This is a genomic window from Haloplanus vescus, assembly GCF_900107665.1.
GTDB classification, from domain to species: Archaea; Halobacteriota; Halobacteria; order Halobacteriales; family Haloferacaceae; genus Haloplanus; species Haloplanus vescus.
This window is the reverse complement of record NZ_FNQT01000003.1, coordinates 302595-326230: the sequence shown is the minus strand read 5'-3', so window position 1 is coordinate 326230 and position 23636 is coordinate 302595. Positions and strand designations below refer to the sequence as shown.

The following is a 23636-nucleotide window of genomic DNA, read 5'->3' as shown; positions in this document are numbered from 1 at the left end:
CCGTACGGCGGCTGTAGCGCCCGTACGCCCACCGACGCCGTTGCGTTCGCGTCGGCGAATCACCCGGTGCTCTTCATCCCCGCTGCGATGCCCTTGACCGTCAGGCGGAGCGTCCGCTCCTCGGAGGGCGACCGCCCGTCGCGGTCCAGCAGCCGTATCTGGAGGAGGTTCAGCGGGTCGACGTACGGATTCCGCCGCTCAAGGCTCTCGCGGAGCCACTGACGCTGGAGGGGGTCCTCACGCTCCGTGATGTCGAGGACGAGGTCGACGGCGCGAGCGTGTTCATCGCGGATACGTGGGAAGAACCGCTCGCGGAGGTCCTCCGGCGCGAGCGACGCGTACTCCGCGGCGATTTCCATGTCCGTCCGCGTCATCGCCTGCGCGGCGTTGTCGAGGGTCGTCCGGAAGAAGGGCCACCGCTCGTACATCCGCTGGAGGGTGTCCATCGACCCACCGTCGTCGAGGTAGGCGTCGATGCCCGTCGCCACGCCGTACCACCCGGGGATGATACACCGGGACTGCGTCCACGAGAACACCCACGGGATGGCGCGGAGGTCCTCGACGGTGCGCTCGCCGGACCGCGAGGCGGGACGCGAGCCGAGGTTGAGGTCCTCGATGACCGTAATCGGCGTCGCCGTCTCGAAGTAGGGGATGAATCCCTCCGTTTCGAGGAGGTCCTGATACGCCGTCCGTGCCGCCGCCGACATCGTCTCCATGGCCTCGGTCCACGCGTCGGGCGTCTCCTTGATCGGCCCCTCCATCGACTGGTAGCGCGCGCGAGTCTGCGCGTCCAGCATCCGTTCGAGGTTGCGTTCGGCGATGCGTGGGTTGCCGTACTTCTCCGCGATGGCCTCGCCCTGTTCGGTGAACTTGATCTGTCCGTTGACCGTCTCGATGGGGAGCGCGAGCATCGCCTCGTGCATCGGGCCGCCGCCCCGCGAGATGGAGCCACCGCGGCCGTGGAACAGGCGCATCTGCACGTCGAACTCGTCGGTGATACGGGCGAGACGACGCTGGTTCCGGTAGAGACTCCAGTTCGCGGCGAGGAAGCCGTTCTCCTTGTTGGAGTCGGAGTAGCCCAGCATGATCTCCTGGGTGTTGTCGCGGCAGTCGAGCGCCGCCGCGTACGCGTCGTTCTCGAACAGCGTCCCCATGATGCGTCGAGCACCGTCGAGGGCGCGTTCGGTCTCCAGCAATGGCACCACGTCGAGCCCGCTGTGCTCGGGGAGAGAAACGACGCCCGCCTGATCGGCGAGGAAGAGGACTTCGAGCACGTGGCTCGGCTCCTCGGTCATGCTGATGCAGTAGGTGTCGATGGCGTCGGTGCCGTATTCGCGCTGCCAGCGCCGGAGCGCCTCGAAGCGCTCACAGACCCGCGCCGTCGTGTCGCTCACGTCGCCCGGGCTGGCGATGTCGACCACGTCGGCATCTTGCATGATGGCCTCCGTGAGTACCTCGACGCGTTCGTCCTCGTCTCGGTCGCGGTAGTCGATGCCCTGTGCCGACAGCAACTCGTCGACTGCTTCGGTGTGGTTTTTCTGGTGGTCGCGCAGGTCGAGGCTGGCGAGCGAGAAGCCGAACGTCTCCACCTTCCGCACGAGGGGGTGGACGTAGGCGTCGGCGATGGATTCGGCGTCGTTGAGGCGGAGGCTCTCGTCGATGGCTTCGAGGTCGTCGACCAGTTCGTCGGGGTCGTCGTAGCCGCCGGGGCGAACGTCGTCGACCCGTTCCAGTCGCTCGCGCATCAGTTTCAGCTTCTGTCGGTAGAACTCGTGGGGGTAACGCTCCTGGGCCTCGCTGGAGACTTCCGGGAAGCGCTCGCGGTCGGCGAGCAGGGACGACTCGAACCGCTCGCCGGGCGTAATCCACGCTGCGTCCTGGCTCAGGATGCCCGAGAGCCGCTTCAGTTCGGCGCGGTAGCGGTCGAGGACGACCGACCGCTGGCGGTCGAGCGTCTCGGTCGTCACGTCGACGGTGACCGCCGGGTTGCCGTCGCGGTCGCTGCCCGCCCACGAGCGGAACTCGAAGAGTTTGGGCACGTCCACCTCGGGGTAGGCCTCCGAGAGCGTCTCCTCCAAGTCGGCGTACACCTCACCCACCACGTCGAAGAGGGTGTTCTCCAGATACCACTGGACGTTGCGCGCCTCGTCCTGGGGTTCGGGAGCGCGGTCACGGACGTGGGGCGTCTGCCAGAGACTCGTCACCTCGGCCTCCAACTGGTCCCACGACTTCCGGCGCTCGGAGTCGGTCAACCGCCGTTCGTCGAGCGATTCGAGGAGCGTGGTGATGGTCCGGAGTTTGGCCTTGATGGTCTTGCGGTTGGCCTCCGTCGGGTGCGCGGTGAACGTCGGCTGGATGAGCACGTCGTCGAGGACGCGCTGGACCGTCTCGGCGTCCGCGTCGCGTTCGACCAGCGAGGCGACCGTCTCGGTCTGACTGTCCTCGATGCGGCCCTCCTGTTCGTCACGGCGGATGGCGCGGACGCGTTCGCGCTCCTCCGCGAGGTTGATGAGTTCGAAGTAGGCCGTGAACGCACGCGCCGTCGCGCCTTCGAGTTCGGGGTCGAGCGAGTCGAGCGTCTCGCGAAGTGGTTCGCGCGACGGGAGCGAGCCGTCGCGGTAGTCGATGGCTGCCGTGCGGAGGTCCTCGACGGCCTCGAAGGCCTCCGTGGAGGATTGCGCCTCCAGTACGTCACCGAGAAGGGTGCCGAGTTCGCGGACGTCCTGACGGACGGTCCGGTGATGGAGAGTCATGTAGTCATGTGTGCCCGTACCACGTACATTAAACGAACGGATAGCGCAGGACGGGGGGACTAGCCAGCGTCCGTCGCGTCGGCCGGCGGCCGGCCCGTCGTGGGGTCAAGCGCGACGAACTCCAGACCCTCCTCGTCGAGCAACGACTTGGCGCGGTCGGTGACGGAGGGCGCGACGAGGACGCCCCGAATCTCGCGTCCCGATCCGAACTCGCGTTCGAGAGCGTCGACGTACCGCCGGAGCTGGCCGACGGCGTCCGGCCCGACGCGCCGCCGCTTCAACTCGACGACGACCGGCCGGCCGGCGTCGTCCTCGCCGAAGATGTCCATCGGCCCGGCGTCCGTCTCGCGTTCGGTGGCGAGCGGTTCGAATCCGGGTTCGATGCGACTCGGAGTGGCGAGGATGTGCTCTTTCAGGTCGGCCTCGCTCCCCTGCAAATCGAGTTCGTCGGGGTCGGTCACGTCGTAGGCGGCGAGGTGGTGGACGCGTTCGAAGCGCACGTCGAGGAGTTCCTCCGGCGACCGACGGACGCTCCGGACGCGCAGGCGGCCGTCGCGGACGCTGGCGAAGTGGTCACAGCCGGGCGGTTGCCAGTTGACGGGGGTCCGCCCCTCGTCGGTGTGGACGAGCGCCGAGCCGTCGGGTTTGAGGAGGAGGAGCCGGTCACCGGGGCCGAGGCTGCTCGACGCGCGCCCGTCGTACTCGACGGTGCACCGACCGAAGACGGTGACGAGGTCACCGCGCTGGAAGGCGTCGTCGAGGTGGGTGAGCGCGTCCCGATGGGCGGGCCGGTGAAGCGTCGTGACCGACATCGATTGCCCGCCCCTACGCCGTCGGTGCACAAAAGGGGCGCGTCGCGGAAACGACCGTCACGGCATAAAAGCACAAATAGTCGCCACCCGTGTATCCGTCGAATGGGGCTGTTCGAACTCATCGCGGACGTCGACGACGAGGAGAAGACGCTGACGGTCTTCAACCCCGACGCGGGCGTGCCAGCGGCGCTTCGCGAACACTTCGCCGACCGCAACATCACCATCGAGCGCGCCGCGTCCGAGGCCGGGCCGCGGAACTACGCAGTGTTGAGCCGCGGCGACGAGTTTCTGGCCGCGCTCGACGTGAGCGACGTGCTCGCCGAGCGACCAGGCGTCGAACCGGGGTTCACCCGCGAGACGTACGACGTGGTCCTCGACGAGCTCGACGAGACGATGTTCACCTCCTACGACACCCAGCGGATGGTGGCGGCGTCGAAGGAAATCGAGGACCGGGCGTGGCGCGGGGCCGCGGGTGAACTCCACGCCGGCTTCCAGACCTGCGGCCGGTTCGCCTCGCAGGCCGAGGCGTACGACGACATCGCTCGGCACGGCACGCTCTCGGTCCACGTCTACGCCCACCCGGAGGGGAGCGAGGGCGTCGACCTCCCGACGAGGCCGACGCTCCACAAATCGACCGCGACGGAGATACGAGACACGTGGTTCGTCGCGTACGACGGCGGCGGCGTCGACACCGCGAAGTGTGCGCTCCTCGCGGAGGAACGTGCCGAGGGGTCGTTCTACGGCTTCTGGACGTACGACCCCGAGACGGTCGACGCCATCATCGACCACCTCCGGCACACGTATGCGTGCCCGGAAGGTGCGGCGACGGACGGCGGCGCAGACGACCCGCGTGACGACGACTGACCGACCCCCGTTCTCGGAAGGATTTTACCCGATTCGGTCGAGGGTGGGCGTATGGACACGCGCGTTCTCGACGACATCACCGTCGTCGACCTGACGACGTTCGTCACCGGCGGATTCGCGACGCTGATGCTCGCCAACCAGGGTGCGGAAGTCATCAAGGTGGAACGCCCCGAGGCGGGCGACGACAACCGACACTCCGGCCCGCCCTTCGTCGAACCCGACGCCGACTACGACGGGCCGGGGAAGACAGCCGACGAAAACGGCGAATCCCCCTACTTCTGGACGATAAACTACGACAAGTTGAGCGTCGAGTTCAACCTCAAGACCGAGTCGGGGCTGGAGGCCCTGTACGACCTCGTCGCCGAGGCGGACGTGGTCATCGAGAACTTCCGGCCCGGAACCGCCGAGCGACTCGGCGTCGGCTACGACGACCTGCGGGACGTGAACGACGACCTCATCTACTGCTCCATCTCCGCGTTCGGCGAGACGGGGCCGTGGAGCAGTCGCCCGGGCTACGACCTGCTGGTGCAGGGGACCAGCGGCATCATGAGCGTCACCGGCCCGGAGGACGGCGACCCGGTGAAGGTTGGCCTGCCACAGACCGACCTCATCACCGCCATGTGGGCGGCCTTTGGCGTCGTCGGCGCGCTCTTCCGCCGCGAGCGCACCGGCGAGGGCGACCGAATCGAACTCGGGATGCACGACGCCGCGCTCCCGTGGCTGACCAAACAGGCGGGCAAGGCGTTCGTCGGCGAGGAACCGACGCGGATGGGGACCAAAGACCCCGTCCTCGCGCCGTACCAGACCTACCCGACCGCCGACGGCTACCTCAACGTCGGCTGTGCGAACCAGAAGCTGTGGGGCGAACTCTGCGAGGCGGTCGGGCGCCCGGACCTCGCCGACGACGACCGCTTCGCGTCGAACCCCGACCGCGTCGAACACATGGACGAACTCGAAGACGAACTCTCGGAGGTGTTCCGCGAGCGCACCACCGACGAGTGGGTCGAACTGCTGGCCGAGGACCACGGCCTCCCCGTCGCGCCCGTCTACGACGTGCCGACGGCCCTCGACAACGAACAGACCGACGCCCGGGGCGTCGTGCGCGAAATCGAACACCCGGCGCTCGGCACCGTGCCGGTCATCGAACACCCGCTCAACTACGAGAACGCGTCCGCTGGCTTCGACGGCGCACCGCCGCTTCTCGGCGAGGACACCGAGGCGATTCTGGGCGAACTCGGCTACGACGAGGGTGACATCGACCGCCTCCGAGCGGACGGCGCGATTCCGGACCGCTAGAGTCGGTCAGCGAGGTCCGACGCGACGGTTTTCGTCGTGGAGTCGCCGCCCAGGTCGGGCGTCCGCGGCGCGTCGTCGTCGGCCAACTGCTCTGTCACGGCGTCCCACAGGTCCGCGGCGGCGGCGTCCTCGCCGAGGTGGTCAATCATAAGCGACCCGGAGAGGACGGTCGCGAGCGGGTTGGCGACGCCCTCGCCCATGATGTCGAACGCGCTGCCGTGGACGGGTTCGAACATCGACGGGTGGTCGCGGCCGGGGTCGATGTTCGCGGAGGGGGCGAGGCCCATACTCCCCGTGACGATGGCGCCGATGTCGGTGAGGATGTCGCCGAAGAGGTTCGAGCAGACGACCACATCGAAGTCGTCCGGGCGGCGCACCATGTCCATGCTCGCGGCGTCGACGAGGAGGCGTTCGACCTCTACGTCGGGGTATTCCTCGCTCACCTCGTCGACGATGTCGTCCCAGAAGACCATCCCGTGCGCTTGGGCATTCGACTTCGTGACGTTCGTCAGATGCCCGGAACGCTCCGTGGCGGCCTCGAAGGCGGCGCGGACGATGCGCTCGGTGCTCCGACGGGTGTAGACCGCACTCTGGACCGCCACCTCGTTCTCGAAGCCGGCGTGTTCGCGGCCGCCGATGTCGGCGTACTCGCCCTCGGTGTTCTCCCGGAAGACGAGGATGTCGATGTCGCCGCCCGAATACCCCTTCAGCGGGCTATCGACGCCGTCGAAGAGGACGGCGGGACGCTTGCAGATGGACTGGTCGAAGCCCTTGCGGATGGGGAGCAAGAGGCCGTTGAGCGTGACGTGGTCCGGCACCTCGGGGTGGCCGACCGCGCCGAGGAGGATGGCGTCGTGGGATTCGAGCGTCTCGAGGCCGTCGTCGGGCATCATCGCACCCGCGTCGAGGTAGCGTTCGGTCCCCCAGTCGTAGCGGGTGGTCTCGATATCGAATCCGTGTTCGGTGGCGACGTCGTCGAGGAGCGGCAGCGCCGCGTCCACGACTGTCGGTCCAATCCCGTCGCCAGGGATGAGCGCGATGTCGTACGACATGCCCGAGGCGTCACAGGACGCACACAAAAAGGTGCAATACTCGACTCGTCGACGCGCCGGTGGGGTCAGTCGTCGCCGCCGCCGGCGCCCGAATCGTCGGGCGGCCCGGCCGAGTCACTCGACCCGCCCGCGTTCCCGGAGCCGTCGGATTGGCTGCCGTCGGCGCCGTTCGACTCGTCGGCGTCGTCCGACTGCCCCGGGGCGTCGTCCGCGCCGTTTCCGGACCCGCTGGCGTCGTTACTGTCAGCGCCGTTTTCAGCGCCATCAGCGTCGTTTCCGTCGCTAGCGCCGTCTCCGCCGCCGGCGTTGTCGGCGCCGTCACCGTTCCCAGACCCACGTTCCGTCGTATTGCCGTTCGCCTCGTCACTCGAATTGCCGTCGGGGCCGTTCGACCGGTCTGTCGGGCGCTCGTCCGCGTTGCCCGACGCCGACCCGTTCGACGAGCGGTTGGCGGGGCCTCGGTCCTCGGGCGCAGAGCGAGTGGCGTTGCTGGCGTTCTCGGGTCTTGATCCGGCGTCCTCGGGCGGGCCGCGTGTGGACTCGTTCGCTGCGGGCGATGCTCGACTGCCGTTGCCGGCGTCACGCTGGGCGTCACCGCGCCCGGGTGCCTCGGAGCGGTTCGCCGGGCCGCGTGCGCTCCCGTTACCCGCTATCTCGCGGGCGATTTCGGCGACCTCCGGGCCGTCGAGTTCGCTCGCGTTCTGTCGGAGGCGGTCTATCTCCGTTCGGTTCACGCCCTGGGATTCGAGCGCTTCGTCTGGCAAGTCCCGCGCGAGTCGTTCGTTCGAGTCGAGCTGGCGCTGGAGGGACTGCACCTGCGTGGCGGTGACGGCCATCCGCGCTCGGTACTCGCCGCGAGAGATGTTGCCGGCCTCGCGGGCCTCGCGGAGCTCGGCGCGCGTCTCGCGGAGCGTCTGGAGGCGCTCCCGGGCGGCGTTGAGGTCCGTCGCCACGACGGCCGCCTTCGACGCGTTGGAGTCGGCGCGAGCGACACGGGACTGGAACGTCCGCTGGTCCATTTCACCGTCGAGTTCGGCGCCTTGGACGCCGACGACGCCAGCGAGTCGCTGTCCGGGGGCGAGCGACTCGTTCGCTTCCGAGTCGTTCGACGCCGAATCGTTCACCGTCGCGCCATCACTCGTCTGCTGCCCGACGTACGCTCCGTCCTCGCCAGTCGTCGCCGCTGGCGCACCGAGTGCCGACGCGGGAACCGCCACCGCGCCGACGACGACGGCGACGACGAGGGCGAACACGAGAGCGTCCGGAGGGTCTCGTCTCATCATGAACGCTCTAGGTGTGACGACCCAATAAACTACGACGAATCTCAAGCTGGTTTAATCCGGATTAAGCCGGTACAAGGCGTGCCTGAAGGCCCGATGGCGGTCGGTCGCTACTCGTCCTCGTCGTCGGGGAGTTTCAGCACGTTCTCGCGGCCCAGTCGGAAGCCTTCGAGGTCACCCTGGTCGCGCAGGTCACGGAGGATTTGACTCGTGCGCGCCTCCGTCCAGTCGAACGCCTCGACGATTTCCTGTTGCTTGACCCGCCCGCCCTGCTCGCGGACGAACCGGAGGACGCGCTCCTCGTTGCTCAGGAGGTCCTCGCGAGCCTCGGGCGGCGCCTCGTCTGGGTCGGGGGAGCTCGACTCCGGTTCGGTGTCGGCGGTCGGCGCGGCCGCATCGTCGGCGCTCTCGCCGTTGGATCCGAACCGGCCGCGGTAGCGCCACGCGACGGCGCTGCCGACGAGGAGGAGGAGGCCGACGCCGACGAGGGGAAGGAGCGACCCGGGGCTGGACGGGCCCTCGGGACTCGCCGCCGAGGCGGGGCGGAGGACGACGCTCGGCTCACCGGAGACGAAACTCGTCTCGGCGCCGCGCCAGACGACGGCGCCGTCCCGGCGCTCGTCTGGCTCTGGTGTCGCGTCGGCCAGCGCGTACGAACTCTGCCACTCGACGACGAGCCGGGTCCGCTGGTCGAGGAAGAGCCCCTCGATGGCGTCGCCGACGCGGAGGGTGTCGCCGTCGACGGCGGCGAACTGCTGCCACTGGAACGAGTAGACGACGACGCCGTACTCCGGCGGCGTTCGGGTCTCCGCGCGCACCTCGAAGTCGGTGGCGGACATCTCGCGCTCGGTGGCGTTCTCCGCCGCGGTGACCGTCGACTGCATCCGCGCGGCGAAGCGGTCGGAGAAGTTCGACGGGCTCGACTGGATGTCCGACTGGAGCGACTCGAACGCGTCGGTCGTGTTCTCGTCGTCGAGGCGGGTCCAGTACTGGACGGTCCACGTCGCGGACCCGTTCTCCTCGACGGAGACGATGAGGCGGACGGAGTCCGTCTCGACGTCTTGCTGGTGGACGCCCCCACCGCCGAACTGCGCCGGCGACGACGGCGACGACGCGAGCGACCCGACCGCCGACGTCGCGACCAACAGAAGCACCGCGACGGCCGTGGCAGTCACGAGCCGACCTGGCGAAGGCGTCGACATCTGAGTGGGCGTGCATTTTCCCCCGTCGTAGATAGGTCTTGCCGCTCGGAACAGTCCCGAGTCCCACCACCGATAAATATCAGCTGCTTGTACGCACGAACGTGACACACGCTTCGACTCCGTCGCCGAACCGTACCGCCCACGCGCCGCACCCTGTGGAGGTGAGCGACGCGTGAGCCGCAAACGCGCGCCCGTCTCGCCGCCGGTCGGACTGACGGTCGCCGGGAGCGACTCGGGTGGCGGGGCCGGCATCCAGGCCGACCTGAAGACGATGGAGGCCCACGGCGTCTTCGGCACGTCCGTCGTCACCGCCATTACCGCCCAGAACACCGTCGGCGTCGAACGCTCGCACACCCTCCCGGTCGACGAGATTGCGGCGCAGTTCGGCGCCGTGCAGGCCGACTTCGACATCGGCGCGGTCAAGACCGGGATGCTCGCGACGGCGCCCGTCATCGAACTCGTGACGGACCGCGTGTCGTCGGTCGAGGCGCCGGTAATCGTCGACCCGGTGATGGTGGCCGCGAGCGGCGACCGACTACTCGACCCCGCCGCCGAGGACGCCTATGCGGACCTGATTTCCGAGGCGACGCTCGTCACGCCGAACGCCGACGAGGCCGCGGTGCTGACGGGCGTCGATATCTCGGCGGAGACTGACGCTAATCCCGCCCGCGAGGCCGGCGAGGAACTGGTCGAGATGGGCGCCGACGCAGCGCTCATCAAGGGCGGCCACGTCGAGAACGACGACGACTGGGTCGTCGACACGCTAGTGCTGTCGGAGGGAAGCGACGAACCCCTCGTTCGCACCTTCGAACACCCGCGGGTCGACACGGACGCCACCCACGGCTCGGGGTGTACGCTCTCCAGCGCCATCGCCGCGCACCTCGCGCACGGCGAGACGCTGAACTACGCCGTCGACGCCGGCACGTCGTTCATGCAGCGAGCGATTCGGTACAGCTACGACGTGGGCGACGGCCCGGGCGCGGTACAGCACCTCGCGGCGCTCCGGGAGGCGGCCGACCGCCACCGGACGATGACGGACGTAGCGGAAGTCGTCGAGGCACTCGTCGACCGCGACGTGTCTCGGCTCGTCCCCGAGGTGGGGATGAACGTCGTCGGCGCGACGGCGTACGCGGAGGCAGTCGGCGAAACCGCCGCCGTCGAGGGGCGAATCACGCGCACCCTCTCGGGGGTCGCTCCCAACGGCGGCGTCCGCCTCGGCGCCTCCTCGCACGTCGCTCGCTTCCTCCTCGCGGCCCGGGAGTTCGACCCCGACCTCCGTTTCGCCATCAACTGCCGGTTCGACGACGAGACGGAGGCGGCGACGGCCGCGCTCGACGGCCCGGTGACTGAGTACGACCGCGCGGACGAACCGGAGGACGCGAGTGGAACCATGGGCTGGGGCGCCCGGCAGGCGTTCGGCGAGGTGGCCGACGACGACCCCACGTCCGTCGCGGTGCTCGACCGGGGCGACGTGGGCAAGGAAGCCATCGTGAAACTCGTCGCCGAGACGCCCGAGGAGTTGGGTGAGCGCGTATTCACGCTCCTCGACGCGGTCGAAGACGCGTAACGGCGGACCCACAGCGTTTTACTCGCCGACAGCCCGGGTGTGGATATGAGCGCCGATGGCATCGTGGGGGAGTTTCTCGCCCTGAAATCCGAGACGGACGCGGACCTGCTGGCGATGCAGTGTGGCGATTTCTACGAGTTCTTCGCGGAGGACGCCGAGTTCGTGGGTGACGAACTCGACCTGAAGGTGTCGGAGAAGTCCTCCCACGGGTCGACGTATCCGATGGCTGGCGTGCCCGTCGACGACCTGACGCCCTACCTCAAGGCACTGGTCGAACGCGGCTACCGCGTCGCAGTGGCCGACCAGTACGAGACCGAGGACGGCCACGCCCGCGAAATCACGCGCGTCGTCACGCCCGGCACCCTACTCGAGACGACCGACCCGGCGGCGCAGTTCCTGGCGACGATAACCCGCGTCGACGGGCGCTACGGTCTCGCCCTCGCCGACGTGACGACCGGGGAGTTCCTCGTGACGACCGCGACGGCCGAGAGCGACGTGGTGGCCGAGTGTCACCGCTTCGACCCGGTCGAGGTGGTGCCGGGCCCGACAGTCGACGCGGACCTCCTGGACCAGATTCGCGAGGGCACCGACGCGACGGTGACCGACCACGACGACTCGGCGTTCGCCCCCGGGCGCGCCGAGCGAACCCTGCGCGAGCAGTTCGGCGAGGCCGCCCTCGACAGCGTCGGCCTCGACGACCGGGCGGGCGTCGCCGCCGCGGGTGCGCTCCTCACCTACGTCGAGGAGACGGGCGTGGGCGTCCTCGACGCGATGACGCGCCTGCGTGCTTACGACACCGACGACCACCTCAATCTCGACGCGACGACCCAGCGAAATCTCGAACTCACGGAGACGATGCACGGCGGCAGCGACGGGTCCCTGCTCGGCACGATAGACCACACCGTCACCAGCGCCGGGCGGCGTCGCCTCCGCGAGTGGCTGACGCGCCCGAGTCGAAACCGGGCCGTCATCGACCGCCGCCTCGACAGCGTGGCGGCGTTCACCGAGGCGGCACTCGCCCGTGACCGCGTGCGTGAGATTCTGGACGACGCCTACGACCTAGAGCGACTCGCGGCGCGGGCGACGAGTGGGAGCGCGGACGCCTCGGACCTGCTCGCGGTCCGGGAGACGCTGGCGCTACTTCCGGCGCTCGCCGAGGCAATCGAGGACTCCCGCCTCGCCGACTCGCCGCTTGCGGACATCGTCGCCGACCCGGACCGGGAGGCGGCCGCGAGCCTGCGGGCGGAACTGGACGAGGCCCTCGCTGAGGACCCGCCGGGGACGGTGACCGAGGGCGGCCTCATTCGGCGCGGCTACGACGCGGAGCTCGACGACTTGCTCGACCGCTACGAATCGGCCCAGGAGTGGCTGGACAATCTCGCGGGGAGAGAAAAGGAGCGGACGGGCATCACCCACCTGCAGGTCGACCGCAACAAGACCGACGGCTACTACATCCAGGTGGGGAAGTCGGAAACCGGCGCCGTCCCCGACGACTACCGCGAAATCAAGACGCTGAAGAACTCGCGGCGGTACACGACCGAGGAACTCGACGACCGGGAACGCGAGGTGTTGCGACTGGAGGAGGCCCGCGGCGAGTTGGAGTACGACCTCTTCACAGAGTTGCGCGAACGCGTCGCGGCCCACGCCGACCTGTTGCAGGCGGTGGGGCGGACGCTGGCGACGGTGGACGCGCTGGCGTCGCTGGCGACGCACGCGGCGAGTCAGGACTGGTGTCGACCAGCGGTGGTCGAACCCGGACCACTGGTCGTCGAGGCGGGGCGCCATCCGGTCGTCGAGACGACGACTGACTTCGTGCCCAACGACGTGGACCTGCGCGAGGACCGCGGATTCTTGCTCGTCACCGGCCCGAACATGAGCGGGAAATCGACGTACATGCGACAGGCGGCGCTCATCGTCCTCCTCGCGCAGGCGGGGAGTTTCGTCCCCGCGCGGTCGGCGACGGTGGGCGTCGTCGACGGCATCTACACCCGGGTAGGTGCGCTCGACGAGCTCGCCGGCGGCCGGTCAACGTTCATGGTCGAGATGAGCGAGTTGAGCAACATCCTCCACTCGGCGACCGAGGACTCGCTGGTCGTCTTGGACGAGGTGGGGCGGGGCACCGCCACCTACGACGGCATCTCCATCGCGTGGGCGACGACCGAGTACATCCACAACGAAATCGGCTGCAAGTGTCTCTTTGCCACTCACTACCACGAACTGACGGCGCTGGCGGACCACCTGCCGCGGGTGGAGAACGTCCACGTCGCCGTGGCGGGCGACGGGGACGACGAGGACATCACGTTCCTCCGCACCATCGAGGACGGGCCGACCGACCGGAGTTACGGCGTCCACGTCGCGGACCTCGCGGGCGTGCCGTCACCGGTTGTCGACCGCTCGCGCGACGTGTTAGACCGCCTCCGCGAGGACCGCGCTATCGAAGCGCGCGGCGCGGAGTCGGGCGGCGAGACGAAACAGGCCGTCTTCGACCTGAGTTCGGGGGGATTCCGCGAGGGGTCGGAGGCAGAACCCACGGAATCCGACGGCGGCGAACTCGACCCGGCCACGGAGTCGGTGCTCGACGAACTCGAGGGCACGTCGGTCGCCGAGACATCGCCGGTCGACCTCATGGCGCGGGTTCGGGAGTGGCAGGAGCGTCTGGAGGAAGGGGAAAAGTAGTCCGGAAGGCCACAGACATATTCCGGAGGCGGCCGACATGTCGCCTATGGCATCAGTTGCAGTAGTCGGTGGCGGCCCTGCGGGACTGAGCGCTGCGCTCTTCGCGGCGAAAAACGGCCTCGATGCGACCGTCTTCGACACGGACGAGACGTGGATGCACAAGGCCCACCTGTTCAACTACCCCGGCGTCGGCTCCATCGGCGGCAGCGAGTTCATGGGCGTCCTGCGCCAGCAAGTCGACGACTTCGGCGTCGAGCGCGAACAAGGGACGGAGGTCACGAGTGTCTCGACCGACGGCGACGGCTTCACCGTCGCCACCGAAGACGGCGACCACGACGCCGACTACCTCGTGTTGGCGACGGGCGCCGACCGGAGTCTCGCCGGGGACCTCGGCTGTGAGATGACCGACGACGGCGTGGTGGACGTGAGCGTCGAGATGGAGACGAGCGTCGACGACGCCTACGCGACGGGCGCGATGGGCCGGAGTGAGGAGTGGCAGGCCGTCATCGCCGCGGGCGACGGCGCCGCCGCCGCGCTCAACATCCTGACCAAGGAGAAAGGCGAGCACTACCACGACTTCGACGTGCCGGCGGACGCGTCGGAGACGTTCGGTGCGATGGCCGACGACGAAGCATAAGCCGACCACGTCTCCGTCGCGGACCGAACCTACAAACCCTCCGCGCCCGTACGGACGGGTATGACTCTCGCCGACGAGCCGTGTGAAGCGTGTTCGAGCGACGACGACCCGCTCACGCCCGAGGAGTACGAACCGTATCTGGCCGACGTGCGCTCGGACGTGTGGCAGGTCGTCGATGCCCACCACCTGACCGGCAACTACGAGTTCGACGACTTCCGGGATGCGTTGGAGTTCACCTACGAAGTGGGCGAACTCGCCGAAGAGGAGTGGCACCACCCCGATATCGAGCTCTCGTGGGGCGCGGTGGAGATACGGATGTGGACCCACAAAATCGACGGCCTCCACAAGACGGACTTCGTGATGGCGGCCCGGATGGACCGCATCTACGAGGCGTACGAACCCGAGGACTGACCGCGCCATCCCAGCCCTTTTCCCTTTAACAGCCGACAAACAGACATGGCTATTACTGAAGGTGACACCGTCACCATCACGTACACCGGTCGACTCGACGACGGAACCGTCTTCGACACCACGGAGGAGTCCGTCGCCGAAGAAGCGGGGATGCTGGAGGAGCAGCCCGAGCGCGAGTTCGAGCCCATGCAGATCGAGGTGGGCGCGGGCAACCTCATCGAAGGGTTCGAGGCGGCGCTCATCGGGATGGACGTAGACGAGGAGAAGACGGTCACCATCCCGCCGGAGGAGGCCTATGGCGAGGCGGAAGGCGACCGAGTCCGCGAGTTCCCGCGTAGCGACTTCGAGGAGATGGTCGGGCAGGAGCCCGCCGAAGGGATGCAGGTTCGAGCGCAGGGCGGCGCGTCGGGCACCGTCGTGAGCGTGAGCGACGACACGGTCGAAGTCGACTTCGAACACCCGCTGGCTGGCGAGACGCTGACGTTCGACATCGAAGTCCACGACATCGAGTAGCGACCCGACCGTGGCGTTGATGGTGGGTCCCGTCATCGTGTGAGTCGTGAGCGAGACGCCGACCATCCACGCCTTAGACGACGCGACGGTCCGCCGAATCGCCGCCGGTGAGGTGGTCGAACGCCCCGCCAGCGTCGTGAAGGAACTCCTCGAGAACAGTCTCGACGCCGACGCCTCCCGCGTCACCGTCGCCGTCGAGGGCGGCGGCATCGAGGGGATTCGCGTCCGCGACGACGGGGTGGGCATGACGGCCGACGACCTCGAACGCGCCGTCGAGGAACACACCACGAGCAAGATCAGTTCTGGCGACGACTTGGCGGCGGTTGGCACCCTCGGCTTCCGAGGCGAGGCGCTCCACACCATCAGCGCGGTGTCCCACATGACCATCCGGTCGCGCCCCCGCGACGGTGGACGGGGCCACGAACTCACCGTCGAGGGCGGCGACGCGGGCGAAGTGACGCCCTCGGGGTGTCCGCCCGGGACCGTCGTCGAGGTGACGGACCTGTTCTACAACACGCCGGCCCGCGAAAAGTTTCTCAAGACGCCGGCGACGGAGTTCGACCACGTCAACCGCGTGGTCACGCAGTACGCCCTCGCCAACCCCGACGTGGCGACGACGCTCGAACACGACGGCCGCGAGGTGTTCGCCACGGAGGGGACCGGCGACCTCCAATCGACCGTGCTCGCCGTCTACGGCCGCGAAGTGGCGTCCTCGATGGTCGAAGTGGACGCCGACGATGCGGCCGGACCAGTCACGTCGATTTCGGGGCTGGTGAGCCACCCCGAGACGACGCGCGCGGGCCGGGAGTACCTCTCGACGTTCGTCAACGGGCGCTACGTCACGGCGGGGACGCTCCGCGAGGCGGTGCTCGACGCCTACGGCGGCCAACTCGCGCCGGACCGCTACCCCTTCGCCGTCCTCTTCGTCGAGGTGCCGCCAGACGCCGTCGACGTGAACGTCCACCCCCGGAAGATGGAGGTGCGCTTCGACGACGAATCGGGAGTCAAATCGGCCCTCACCGACGCGGTGCGGTCGGCGCTCCTCGACGACGGACTGGTTCGCTCCTCGGCCCCGCGCGGGCGGTCCGCACCCGCGGAGACGGAAATCGACCCCGAGACGCCGGCACGGGAAGCGGTGGGCGGCGAGGGCGTGAGCGTCGACGAGGAGAGGGATGTGGACGACGAGAGCGAAACCAGCAGGGACGCAACTGACGAAAACGGAACCAGCGAAGACAGCGAGGATGACGATTCGACGACCCGACCGACGGCGACGAGCGCCGACGCGTCGGCGAGCGAATCGACGACACAGACGCTGGACGAGGCAGTCGGCGAGTCGGACGCGTCGCCGACGGTCGATACCGGGCCAGAGGTGTCGACGACGGCCGAGCGAGTTCGGTCGGCGAGTGAGAGCGATACGAGCGGGGACGGAAGCGAGATAAGCGCAATCGAACGCGACGCGGACGCGACTGCCGAGGACTGGCACGCCGGCAGCGTCACCGGCCCGACGGACCAGCGGACGCTCGACGGCGAGACGGCGACGCCGGACCGCGGCTTCGACCGCCTGCCCTCGATGCGGGTGCTCGGCCAGTTCGACGACACCTACGTCGTCGCGGAGACGCCCGAGGGCCTCGTGTTGGTCGACCAGCACGCGGCGGACGAGCGAATCAACTACGAGCGATTGCGCGAGGCGATGAGCGGCGATACGCCGACCCAAGCGCTGGCGGAGCCGGTCGAAATCGAACTCACCGCGCGGGAGGGGGCGCTGTTCGACCGCTTCCGCGACGCGCTGGCCGAACTGGGCTTTCACGCCGACCGAATCGACGACCGGACCGTCGAGGTGCGGACGGTGCCGACGGTGTTCGACGCGACGCTCGACCCGTCGCTGCTTCGCGACGCGCTGACGGAGTTCGCGGAGGGTGCGGCCGGCGAGACGGTCGACGCCGTCGCCGACGAACTCCTCGCGGACCTCGCCTGTTACCCGTCGATTACGGGCAACACGTCGCTCACTGAGGGGTCGGTCGTCGACCTGCTGGACGCCCTCGACGACTGCGAGAATCCCTTCGCCTGCCCGCACGGGCGCCCGGTCGTCGTCGCTTTCGACCGCGACGAAATCGCCGACCGGTTCGAGCGCGACTACCCCGGGCACGCCGGGCGACGGGCCGAGTGACCCGGAGGCGCACCTTTTTGCGCCGGTCGGACGAACGGCGACCGTGACCGATTTGGTGACCGTCGGCGAAGCGACGCTTCGGTTCTCGCCGCCGCGGGGCGAGCGCATCCAGACCGCACGGGAGTTCGCAGCCCACGTCGACGGGCCGGAGAGCAACGTCGCGGCGGCGGCAGCGACGCTTGGCCTCGACGCCGCGTGGCTCTCGAAACTGCCCGACACCGCGCTCGGTCAACGCGTCGTCGGTGACCTGCGCCGCCACGGCGTCCGGACGGGCGTCGCGTGGACCGAGGAAGGGCGGACCTCGACGGCCTTCGTCGAACGCGGGGCGACGGCCGGGGGGACGACCGTCGCGGACCGCGAGGACGCCGCCGTCACGAGCATGACGCCCGCGGACGTCCCGCTGGGCGTGGCCCGCGAGGCCGAGACGCTGTTCGTCAGCGGTGCCACCCCCACGCGCTCCGAAGCCCTCTTCGAGACGACGGCGCGACTCCTCGACGTGGCGGGCGACGCAGACACGACGCGGGCGTTCGACACCCGATTCGGGGCGACCGACCTCAAACCCGACGCGGCCCGAGACGTGTACGACCGACTGCTCGAGGACGTGGAGGTCTTGGTCGTCGACGAGTCGGACGCCGACGCGGTGTTCGGCCTCGACGGCGACGTGGTACCGGCGGCACACAGCCTGCGGACGCGCTACGACTGTGAGACGGTGGTAATCACCCGCGACGGCACGGACCACCCCACCGTCGGCGTCGCGGGCGAGTCGATATACGAGGTGCCGCCGTTCGAGAGCCAGACGCGCGACCCGGCTGGCGTCCACGACGCGTTCGTCGGCGGCTTTCTCGCCGGCCGCCACCGCGGCGCGAACGTCCGCGAGGCGTTGCGCGACGGCGCGGCCACCGCGGCGCTCAAGCGCACCGTCGTCGGCGACGCCGTCGTCGGGTCGCGCCGCGACGTAGAGGAGATTCGCGAGGAGTGAGACCTATGCGTACGGAGCACCGAGAGCGAGTATGTCCGACGACGTGAGCGTCGAAATCGAAGTGGACGTGGAAATCGACAGCGAGGAACTCGAGTTCGAAGCGGACGACCGCCGCGAAGTCGAAGCCGAACTGGACGCCGAAGGCCTCAGCATCGAAGTCGAAGCGGAAATCGAGAAGCGCTGAGGAAGCGAGAGGCTTATTCTTAGGCTCACCTAATTCGCCGGTATGGACGAGCCGGTGCGGGTCACGGTCACGGACGGGGACGAAGACGAAGTGGTGCGCATCGACGACACCGAGGGCGCCGTCGAGGCCGGCGACGCGACGTTCCGCTTCGACGTGGGCGGGACGGCGCCGGATCCCGAGGATTCGACCGCCGAGGCGACGGCCGACGAGGCGACACGGCGACACGTCGCCCCCGTCGACGACGTGCCCAGCGACGGGACGCTCCGGTTCGAGGCACGCGCCGGGCGCCGGGGAGTTGACGGCATCCTCCAGCGGACCGACGAAGGCGTGATGGCGTGGGAGAACTCCTGCCCACACAAGCCGGAGGTCCAGCTCGACCGCGGCTTGGGCGCCCTCGTTGACGGCGACCAGCTCGTCTGTCACGAGCACGGTGCGCGGTTCAACTGTGACGACGGGTTCTGCACGCGCGGCCCCTGCCGCGGCCGGTCGCTCACCCCCATCGACGTGACCGTCCGCGACGGCGACGTGATTCTCACCGACGAGCGGTTCGAATCCGGGCAGCGACTGGACGCGTAGCCCAGCGCAGTTTCACTGCTGGCGAACGAAGTGAGCCAGCAGGTGTTTTTCCCCACCTTTTTGCGAGGAGTGGTTCCCGCAGCGAACGAAGTGAGCGAGGAAACCCGACGAAGTAAAAAGTGGAAGCATGCCGCCTCCCCGATTTGAACGGGGGAGAATCGACCACAGTCGGCCGATTTCGTGCTTCGTTTGCGTTTCGGAGTCAACACATGACGTACGAAACGCTCGAACCCATCTCACCCGCTGAGGCAAAGGAGATGTACCTCAACGCGCGGAAGCACGAAGTATCGCAATCGACTCTCGACGGGTATCACTACCGACTCAAACACTTCATCCGATGGTGTGAGAACGTCGAAGGCCTCGACAACATGAACGACCTCACGGGACGGAAACTGCAACAGTTCAAAACGTGGCGTCGTGACGACGGCGACCTCAAACCCATCACGCTCGAAGGCAACCTCGACGCCCTTCGTGTCTTCATTCGATGGTGCGAATCCATCGATGCCGTCACCGAGGGATTACACGATAAAATCGTGATGCCGGCGTTAAAGAAACACGACGAACAGGCGAACGGCATTCTCGACGGTGACGATGCTGACGAACTCCTCCCATACCTGCGACGCTTCAAGTACGCCTCTCGTCCGCACGTTATTCTCGAAATTCTCTGGCAGACGGGGATGCGTCTCGGGGCACTGAAATCCATTGACGTTGACGACTACGACGGCGAAAACAAATCACTCCTCCTCGAACACCGTCCCGATATGGGTACGCCCCTGAAGAACGGCGAGGAAGGGGAACGTCTCGTCGCGTTGACCGCGGAGACGTGCCGCGTAATCGATGACTGGATTGACCACCATCGTCACGACGTGACCGACGACTACGGGCGTGAACCGATACTGACGACGGAGAATGGTCGGATGCAGGCGTCATCAATTCGCGATGCAGTGTACTTCGTCACTCGTCCGTGCTTCTACGATGCTGATTGTCCTGTCGGTCGTGACCCCAACGAGTGCGAAGCAACTGACTACGGACACTATAGTAAGTGCCCTCCGAACGTGAGTCCTCATGATATACGTCGCGGGTCTATCACACACCACTTGTCTGAGGATGTCCCTGAAAAGGTCGTGAGTGACCGAATGAACGTGGGCATGGACGTGCTGGACAAACACTACGATAAGCGTTCAGAGCAGGTGAAAATGGAACAGCGTCGGGGATATCTTGAAGATTCGTAATTCCTCAGGACTCCTTCTTTTCGTTGGCGAGCCGTCGAAGAACCTTGCGTGCTTGTCGTTTCCCGGGGGGTGTCAATGCAACCGTAGCAGTTGGTCCTCGACCTCGACGGTCGAAATAACGGTCCCCCTCACCCTGATACATATTTGCCATCCCAGACGAAGAAACATTCGAGAGTTCAAGAGCATCCTTCAAAACCCCAGATTTCACGCGGTCTTTATCATAGCATTCGTGCCACAAATAGAGAAGAATTAACGAAGCGACTCGTTGTCGGTCGGTCTGCCTTTCGCCGATATCCTCAAACTCATCAACATATATAACCGGGAAATCATCGCCGTCAGAATCGACATATAAGAAGTCCTTCAGATTAGTAACCGAGAGCTGTAATTCCGAAGCAATTGAACCGAGCGCAGTTGAGTCGGGTTCCTCTTCATCCTCTTCGTTTCTCTCTCCATCCTCGAATTGGTCCAAAGAAACGGTTCCAGTTTTGTCTGATTTCATCTCCGCAACCTCTGATTCGACACCTATCTCCTCAAATTGCTCTTGATGGTTTTCAAGAAATCGAAGAAGGTCTAGTATCTCATCCTGGTAATTCTCGTCGTCTCGAGCGTGTATTTCGACGGTTAGCGGACCATACTCGAATGTGACAGTTGTTTCCATAGTCTGATTCATCCTGTGGAACGCTCCGAGCATAAATTCTTTGCAGAGATATTCTATATTCCTGCTTCCTCGGGAAATTTGAAACGTCAAATGTGGTCATAGAACCCGTCGATTGTGGAAATATAGGCTGAAATGCTGTCTATCGGGCGTTTCAGGCACATTCTCCCGTTTCAAAGAACATCAGTCGGATATCCAGATTCACGATATTTGCATTTCAAACGTGAGCAGAAAGGTTTGGGTTAACCTAGAACTTCTCAATTTTGCGGAGCGTGCGGGGAAATGCTTATATGCCGGGGGTCCCACTTTGTGACCGAACGCCGGACTTCCCGGTCGACGATAGGTCAAACGAAGTACGATTCGGCCCGCGCGGTTCCCTGGCAGGTTCCGCGGGCCGAGAGGAGGACAGCCCCACCAACGCCCCCGTTCGGCCGCAAGGATTCGGGGCCCCCGCGACAAGGGAGGCTATCGGGGCTTATGCCAGTCTTTGGCCGCCCTGACGAAATAGTTTTCTCTTGTCGCAGACGGCCGAGCGCCCCATCACATGAGCTCGGTTACCGACTCACGTTCCGACGACGAACACACACCGTGGGACGAACTCACCACGGCACGACAGCGAGTAGCACAGACAATCGCCCACGTTCACGGGCCCCAGACGTTCAACCGTCCCGACCTCCGCGAAGACGTGGAGGGTTCCGATACCATCGAGGACGTCATCGACGATAAGGAGCGGGTTCTCACTTCGTTGAAGTACACTCGTCTCCTAAACGACCTCGTCGAGGACGGATACCTCGTGAAGGAGTTCCAGGGTGGGACGAACCCCATCATTCTGGACATCGAGTACGACTCGGAGCGCGACACGCGGAACGCCGCTCCGTGGGGTAACACCAGCGCCCTTCACACGCTGGTGGCCCAAGTGTGTGACCGCGAAGGAATCACACGTGACCTACTCGATGAAGTCGGGAATCCCTACGACTTCAACGAGGTCAAGCACAAGGTGAACGAGGCTGTGGGACGGACAGTCCTCCAGCCGTACGCCGACCCGAGCAAGTACCGTTTCACGAAGGAAACGTACTCGCTCGTGGCTGAGAAGAACAAGGCGTCGGACGACGAGGAGTAGGCCCACACGGGCCTCCGTTTCGATTTTTTGCAGTCAGGAGACATCGTTCGCGTATACCGGCAGTTCACCGAGAACCTCCGTATCATAGTCGAACGGACTCGGGAGTTCGTCAACGAAGGCTCGCACGAATCCCGTAGTTCCCGGTTCGACCATTACCTCGGCGTCGGCGTGAACTGTCTCGCCGTCCTCGTTCTCGTAAATCGTAGGGACGAGCACGGGGATGCCCTCCTCAAGATATTCCTGCGAGACGTTTCTCAGCACCTCGCTCTCCGTGTCCAAGTTTCCGTTCGTGTCTATCGTCCCGACGACTTCACCGCGCTCGTGATTGAGTATCTCGACCTCAACGACCTCCTGCTCGTCATCGGAGTCATCCTCGTTGCCAGCGTTTGCCATTCCCTCAGCCACGGCCCGCCCGAAATCCTTCTCCATCCACTCCGCTATCTCAGCGGCGTCAGCATCGGGACCGGGACGTTCGGGCCGTTCTGAGTCGTCCATGCGTTGTAGTATTTCTCCTGACTGGATTTAGTCGCTGGTGATGGTATCCTCTGTATCAAACGCCCACAGCGCCATGTCGAGCGCACGGAGACTTACGTCGTACTCGTTTGAGAGTGCCCAACACGCTCCGAGGTATATCAAGTACTCCTCGACGGTCGGGTCATCTGAGAGTTCCTGCGTGAGATACCCCGTCTCGTACAGTACGCGCCATGCCCGCTCGTCAATCACGGTAAACCGGTCCGGATTGATGAACAAGAGAATCGCTGACGCGACGGGGACACCGACCCCGCTCAACGACGTGAGTGACTCGACCTTGGTTCGGATGTTCGACTCGTGAACTGCTCGTTCGATATTGTCTCGAATGACTGCGTCGTCGTTGTTGCGGAAGTAACGGAGAACGGGTTTCTCGAACGCTTTACCGACTTTCCACTCAATTATCCACTCTATGTCTTCTTGCGACCACGTTCCTTCCTTGAACGCAGTAGGCAACGATTCGAGTTGAGCAACTTCATCTTCGTACAAATCCTCGGTCTCTGCGTACAACACCTCCTTCTGTTCGAGTATGCGCCGACCTAAATCCATTACCTCCTACTGAATCTCTCTATTCACTTAGTGTTAACCACAAAAATTCGTATCTATCAAAATTATTTCTCGTGTCTATAACCACATTTTGACACTCCCTCATGCATCCTAAACCCGTACTATCGCTATTAAATGCGACCACGGGTTGACTGGATGACACAGGCAGACGAGCGTGTTCTTGAGTTTTTACACGAGAAGGATATTGTCGCCTCGCCGACCGTGATTGCCGCGAATATCGATTACACCGCTGAATACATTTCGCGTCGATGCCGAAAACTCGCTAATTCGGGCCTTCTACAACGGATTGACCCCTCAAACTACCGACTTACTGACCTCGGACGACGGTTTCTTGACGGCGAAGTTGATGCCGAAGAGGTCGAATGAGAGGGATGGTCGAAATATCAATAATGGAAAGTTTAGACTGGTCGCAGGTACACGTCAGTCAGTATCGTTGGAACAAGGTCAGCAACCGTTGAACCCGTCTCTATCTGTTAGTTATATATCCAGAGTAGTGTCCTATGCTACACGTTTGACTGTTTTGTGAACGCACGTACCCGCTGCCGGTCTAAACTTTAAAAATACT

The 23636-nt window shown here is 65.8% G+C and carries 22 protein-coding genes; 14 read left to right on the top strand and 8 right to left on the bottom strand.

Features of this window, described 5'->3' with window-relative positions; translation table 11 throughout:
* Window positions 1-59: 59 nt before the first annotated feature.
* On the bottom strand, window positions 60-2753 hold the full coding sequence (ppc, locus tag BLU18_RS11685; RefSeq protein WP_092635248.1) for a phosphoenolpyruvate carboxylase: 2694 nt from the start codon (window positions 2751-2753) through the stop codon (window positions 60-62).
* A gap of 59 nt (window positions 2754-2812) precedes the next feature.
* Window positions 2813-3565, bottom strand: a complete 753-nt coding sequence (nucS, locus tag BLU18_RS11680) for an endonuclease NucS (protein WP_092635246.1) — start codon at window positions 3563-3565, stop codon at window positions 2813-2815.
* Between the two features lie 102 nt (window positions 3566-3667).
* On the opposite strand from nucS, the gene BLU18_RS11675 reads away from it, so the two are divergent.
* Both BLU18_RS11675 and BLU18_RS11670 read left to right on the top strand, forming a co-directional pair.
* Window positions 3668-4429: a DICT sensory domain-containing protein gene (locus BLU18_RS11675; RefSeq protein ID WP_092635244.1), complete on the top strand. Its 762-nt coding sequence runs from the start codon at window positions 3668-3670 to the stop codon at window positions 4427-4429.
* A 51-nt stretch (window positions 4430-4480) separates the two neighbouring features.
* Complete coding sequence (locus tag BLU18_RS11670; RefSeq protein ID WP_092635242.1) at window positions 4481-5725, top strand: CaiB/BaiF CoA transferase family protein; 1245 nt, start codon at window positions 4481-4483, stop codon at window positions 5723-5725.
* On the opposite strand, the gene BLU18_RS11665 is transcribed toward BLU18_RS11670, so the two are convergent.
* From BLU18_RS11665 to BLU18_RS11655, 3 genes are all read right to left on the bottom strand, one after another.
* Window positions 5722-6777 carry an isocitrate/isopropylmalate dehydrogenase family protein gene (locus BLU18_RS11665; RefSeq protein ID WP_092635240.1) on the bottom strand — a complete coding sequence of 352 codons (1056 nt, stop codon included), beginning with the start codon at window positions 6775-6777 and terminating at the stop codon, window positions 5722-5724. The two genes, BLU18_RS11670 and BLU18_RS11665, sit on opposite strands and share 4 nt — an antisense overlap.
* Before the next feature lie 65 nt (window positions 6778-6842).
* Window positions 6843-8060 carry a DUF7096 domain-containing protein gene (locus tag BLU18_RS11660; RefSeq protein ID WP_092635238.1) on the bottom strand — a complete coding sequence of 406 codons (1218 nt, stop codon included), beginning with the start codon at window positions 8058-8060 and terminating at the stop codon, window positions 6843-6845.
* A 107-nt stretch (window positions 8061-8167) separates the two neighbouring features.
* Window positions 8168-9232 carry a helix-turn-helix transcriptional regulator gene (locus tag BLU18_RS11655; protein WP_245697947.1) on the bottom strand — a complete coding sequence of 355 codons (1065 nt, stop codon included), beginning with the start codon at window positions 9230-9232 and terminating at the stop codon, window positions 8168-8170.
* A 199-nt stretch (window positions 9233-9431) separates the two neighbouring features.
* On the opposite strand from BLU18_RS11655, the gene thiD reads away from it, so the two are divergent.
* The 10 genes from thiD (at window position 9432) to BLU18_RS11610 (ending at window position 20201) form a co-directional block, all read left to right on the top strand.
* Complete coding sequence (thiD, locus tag BLU18_RS11650) at window positions 9432-10826, top strand: bifunctional hydroxymethylpyrimidine kinase/phosphomethylpyrimidine kinase (RefSeq protein ID WP_092635234.1); 1395 nt, start codon at window positions 9432-9434, stop codon at window positions 10824-10826.
* 45 nt (window positions 10827-10871) lie between these two features.
* Entirely contained in the window at window positions 10872-13502 is a 2631-nt protein-coding gene (gene mutS / locus BLU18_RS11645; protein ID WP_092635232.1) for a DNA mismatch repair protein MutS, read from the top strand.
* Between the two features lie 46 nt (window positions 13503-13548).
* On the top strand, window positions 13549-14139 hold the full coding sequence (locus tag BLU18_RS11640) for an NAD(P)/FAD-dependent oxidoreductase (RefSeq protein ID WP_092635230.1): 591 nt from the start codon (window positions 13549-13551) through the stop codon (window positions 14137-14139).
* Window positions 14140-14199: 60 nt separating this feature from the next.
* Window positions 14200-14550, top strand: a complete 351-nt coding sequence (locus BLU18_RS11635) for a 4a-hydroxytetrahydrobiopterin dehydratase (RefSeq protein ID WP_092635228.1) — start codon at window positions 14200-14202, stop codon at window positions 14548-14550.
* A 45-nt stretch (window positions 14551-14595) separates the two neighbouring features.
* Window positions 14596-15063, top strand: coding sequence for an FKBP-type peptidyl-prolyl cis-trans isomerase (locus BLU18_RS11630; protein ID WP_092635226.1), 468 nt, complete (start codon window positions 14596-14598; stop codon window positions 15061-15063).
* A 46-nt stretch (window positions 15064-15109) separates the two neighbouring features.
* Window positions 15110-17230: a DNA mismatch repair endonuclease MutL gene (gene mutL / locus BLU18_RS11625; protein WP_092635224.1), complete on the top strand. Its 2121-nt coding sequence runs from the start codon at window positions 15110-15112 to the stop codon at window positions 17228-17230.
* A 43-nt stretch (window positions 17231-17273) separates the two neighbouring features.
* Complete coding sequence (locus BLU18_RS11620) at window positions 17274-18209, top strand: sugar kinase (RefSeq protein WP_176791237.1); 936 nt, start codon at window positions 17274-17276, stop codon at window positions 18207-18209.
* Between the two features lie 31 nt (window positions 18210-18240).
* Complete coding sequence (locus BLU18_RS14935) at window positions 18241-18393, top strand: hypothetical protein (RefSeq protein WP_176791236.1); 153 nt, start codon at window positions 18241-18243, stop codon at window positions 18391-18393.
* A gap of 42 nt (window positions 18394-18435) precedes the next feature.
* Window positions 18436-18969 carry a Rieske (2Fe-2S) protein gene (locus tag BLU18_RS11615; protein WP_092635220.1) on the top strand — a complete coding sequence of 178 codons (534 nt, stop codon included), beginning with the start codon at window positions 18436-18438 and terminating at the stop codon, window positions 18967-18969.
* A gap of 209 nt (window positions 18970-19178) precedes the next feature.
* The gene (locus BLU18_RS11610; RefSeq protein ID WP_092635218.1) at window positions 19179-20201 is read left to right on the top strand and encodes a tyrosine-type recombinase/integrase; all 1023 of its coding nucleotides are present in this window, start codon (window positions 19179-19181) and stop codon (window positions 20199-20201) included.
* 4 nt (window positions 20202-20205) lie between these two features.
* On the opposite strand, the gene BLU18_RS11605 is transcribed toward BLU18_RS11610, so the two are convergent.
* Window positions 20206-20859: a hypothetical protein gene (locus BLU18_RS11605; RefSeq protein WP_092635337.1), complete on the bottom strand. Its 654-nt coding sequence runs from the start codon at window positions 20857-20859 to the stop codon at window positions 20206-20208.
* A gap of 541 nt (window positions 20860-21400) precedes the next feature.
* Between BLU18_RS11605 and BLU18_RS11600 the strand changes: the two genes are divergently transcribed.
* Entirely contained in the window at window positions 21401-21976 is a 576-nt protein-coding gene (locus tag BLU18_RS11600; protein ID WP_176791235.1) for a hypothetical protein, read from the top strand.
* Window positions 21977-22009: 33 nt separating this feature from the next.
* Here the strand turns inward: BLU18_RS11600 and BLU18_RS11595 are convergent, their stop codons facing one another.
* Both BLU18_RS11595 and BLU18_RS11590 read right to left on the bottom strand, forming a co-directional pair.
* Window positions 22010-22471 carry a hypothetical protein gene (locus tag BLU18_RS11595; protein WP_092635216.1) on the bottom strand — a complete coding sequence of 154 codons (462 nt, stop codon included), beginning with the start codon at window positions 22469-22471 and terminating at the stop codon, window positions 22010-22012.
* A 27-nt stretch (window positions 22472-22498) separates the two neighbouring features.
* Window positions 22499-23053, bottom strand: a complete 555-nt coding sequence (locus tag BLU18_RS11590; RefSeq protein ID WP_092635214.1) for a hypothetical protein — start codon at window positions 23051-23053, stop codon at window positions 22499-22501.
* A gap of 132 nt (window positions 23054-23185) precedes the next feature.
* Here BLU18_RS11590 and BLU18_RS11585 point away from each other — a divergent pair, with 132 nt between their 5' ends.
* The gene (locus BLU18_RS11585; RefSeq protein WP_092635212.1) at window positions 23186-23437 is read left to right on the top strand and encodes a MarR family transcriptional regulator; all 252 of its coding nucleotides are present in this window, start codon (window positions 23186-23188) and stop codon (window positions 23435-23437) included.
* Window positions 23438-23636: the final 199 nt, after the last annotated feature.

What these genes read in the sequence shown, in the direction of transcription:
- ppc (WP_092635248.1), bottom strand. Translation starts at nt 2,753, where the DNA reads ATGACTCTCCATCACCGGACCGTCCGTCAGGACGTCCGCGAACTCGGC.
- nucS (WP_092635246.1), bottom strand. Translation starts at nt 3,565, where the DNA reads ATGTCGGTCACGACGCTTCACCGGCCCGCCCATCGGGACGCGCTCACC.
- BLU18_RS11675 (WP_092635244.1), top strand. Translation starts at nt 3,668, where the DNA reads ATGGGGCTGTTCGAACTCATCGCGGACGTCGACGACGAGGAGAAGACG.
- BLU18_RS11670 (WP_092635242.1), top strand. Translation starts at nt 4,481, where the DNA reads ATGGACACGCGCGTTCTCGACGACATCACCGTCGTCGACCTGACGACG.
- BLU18_RS11665 (WP_092635240.1), bottom strand. Translation starts at nt 6,777, where the DNA reads ATGTCGTACGACATCGCGCTCATCCCTGGCGACGGGATTGGACCGACA.
- BLU18_RS11660 (WP_092635238.1), bottom strand. Translation starts at nt 8,060, where the DNA reads ATGATGAGACGAGACCCTCCGGACGCTCTCGTGTTCGCCCTCGTCGTC.
- mutS (WP_092635232.1), top strand. Translation starts at nt 10,872, where the DNA reads ATGAGCGCCGATGGCATCGTGGGGGAGTTTCTCGCCCTGAAATCCGAG.
- BLU18_RS11640 (WP_092635230.1), top strand. Translation starts at nt 13,549, where the DNA reads ATGGCATCAGTTGCAGTAGTCGGTGGCGGCCCTGCGGGACTGAGCGCT.
- BLU18_RS11635 (WP_092635228.1), top strand. Translation starts at nt 14,200, where the DNA reads ATGACTCTCGCCGACGAGCCGTGTGAAGCGTGTTCGAGCGACGACGAC.
- BLU18_RS11630 (WP_092635226.1), top strand. Translation starts at nt 14,596, where the DNA reads ATGGCTATTACTGAAGGTGACACCGTCACCATCACGTACACCGGTCGA.
- BLU18_RS14935 (WP_176791236.1), top strand. Translation starts at nt 18,241, where the DNA reads ATGTCCGACGACGTGAGCGTCGAAATCGAAGTGGACGTGGAAATCGAC.
- BLU18_RS11615 (WP_092635220.1), top strand. Translation starts at nt 18,436, where the DNA reads ATGGACGAGCCGGTGCGGGTCACGGTCACGGACGGGGACGAAGACGAA.
- BLU18_RS11610 (WP_092635218.1), top strand. Translation starts at nt 19,179, where the DNA reads ATGACGTACGAAACGCTCGAACCCATCTCACCCGCTGAGGCAAAGGAG.
- BLU18_RS11605 (WP_092635337.1), bottom strand. Translation starts at nt 20,859, where the DNA reads ATGGAAACAACTGTCACATTCGAGTATGGTCCGCTAACCGTCGAAATA.
- BLU18_RS11600 (WP_176791235.1), top strand. Translation starts at nt 21,401, where the DNA reads ATGAGCTCGGTTACCGACTCACGTTCCGACGACGAACACACACCGTGG.
- BLU18_RS11595 (WP_092635216.1), bottom strand. Translation starts at nt 22,471, where the DNA reads ATGGACGACTCAGAACGGCCCGAACGTCCCGGTCCCGATGCTGACGCC.
- BLU18_RS11590 (WP_092635214.1), bottom strand. Translation starts at nt 23,053, where the DNA reads ATGGATTTAGGTCGGCGCATACTCGAACAGAAGGAGGTGTTGTACGCA.
- BLU18_RS11585 (WP_092635212.1), top strand. Translation starts at nt 23,186, where the DNA reads ATGCGACCACGGGTTGACTGGATGACACAGGCAGACGAGCGTGTTCTT.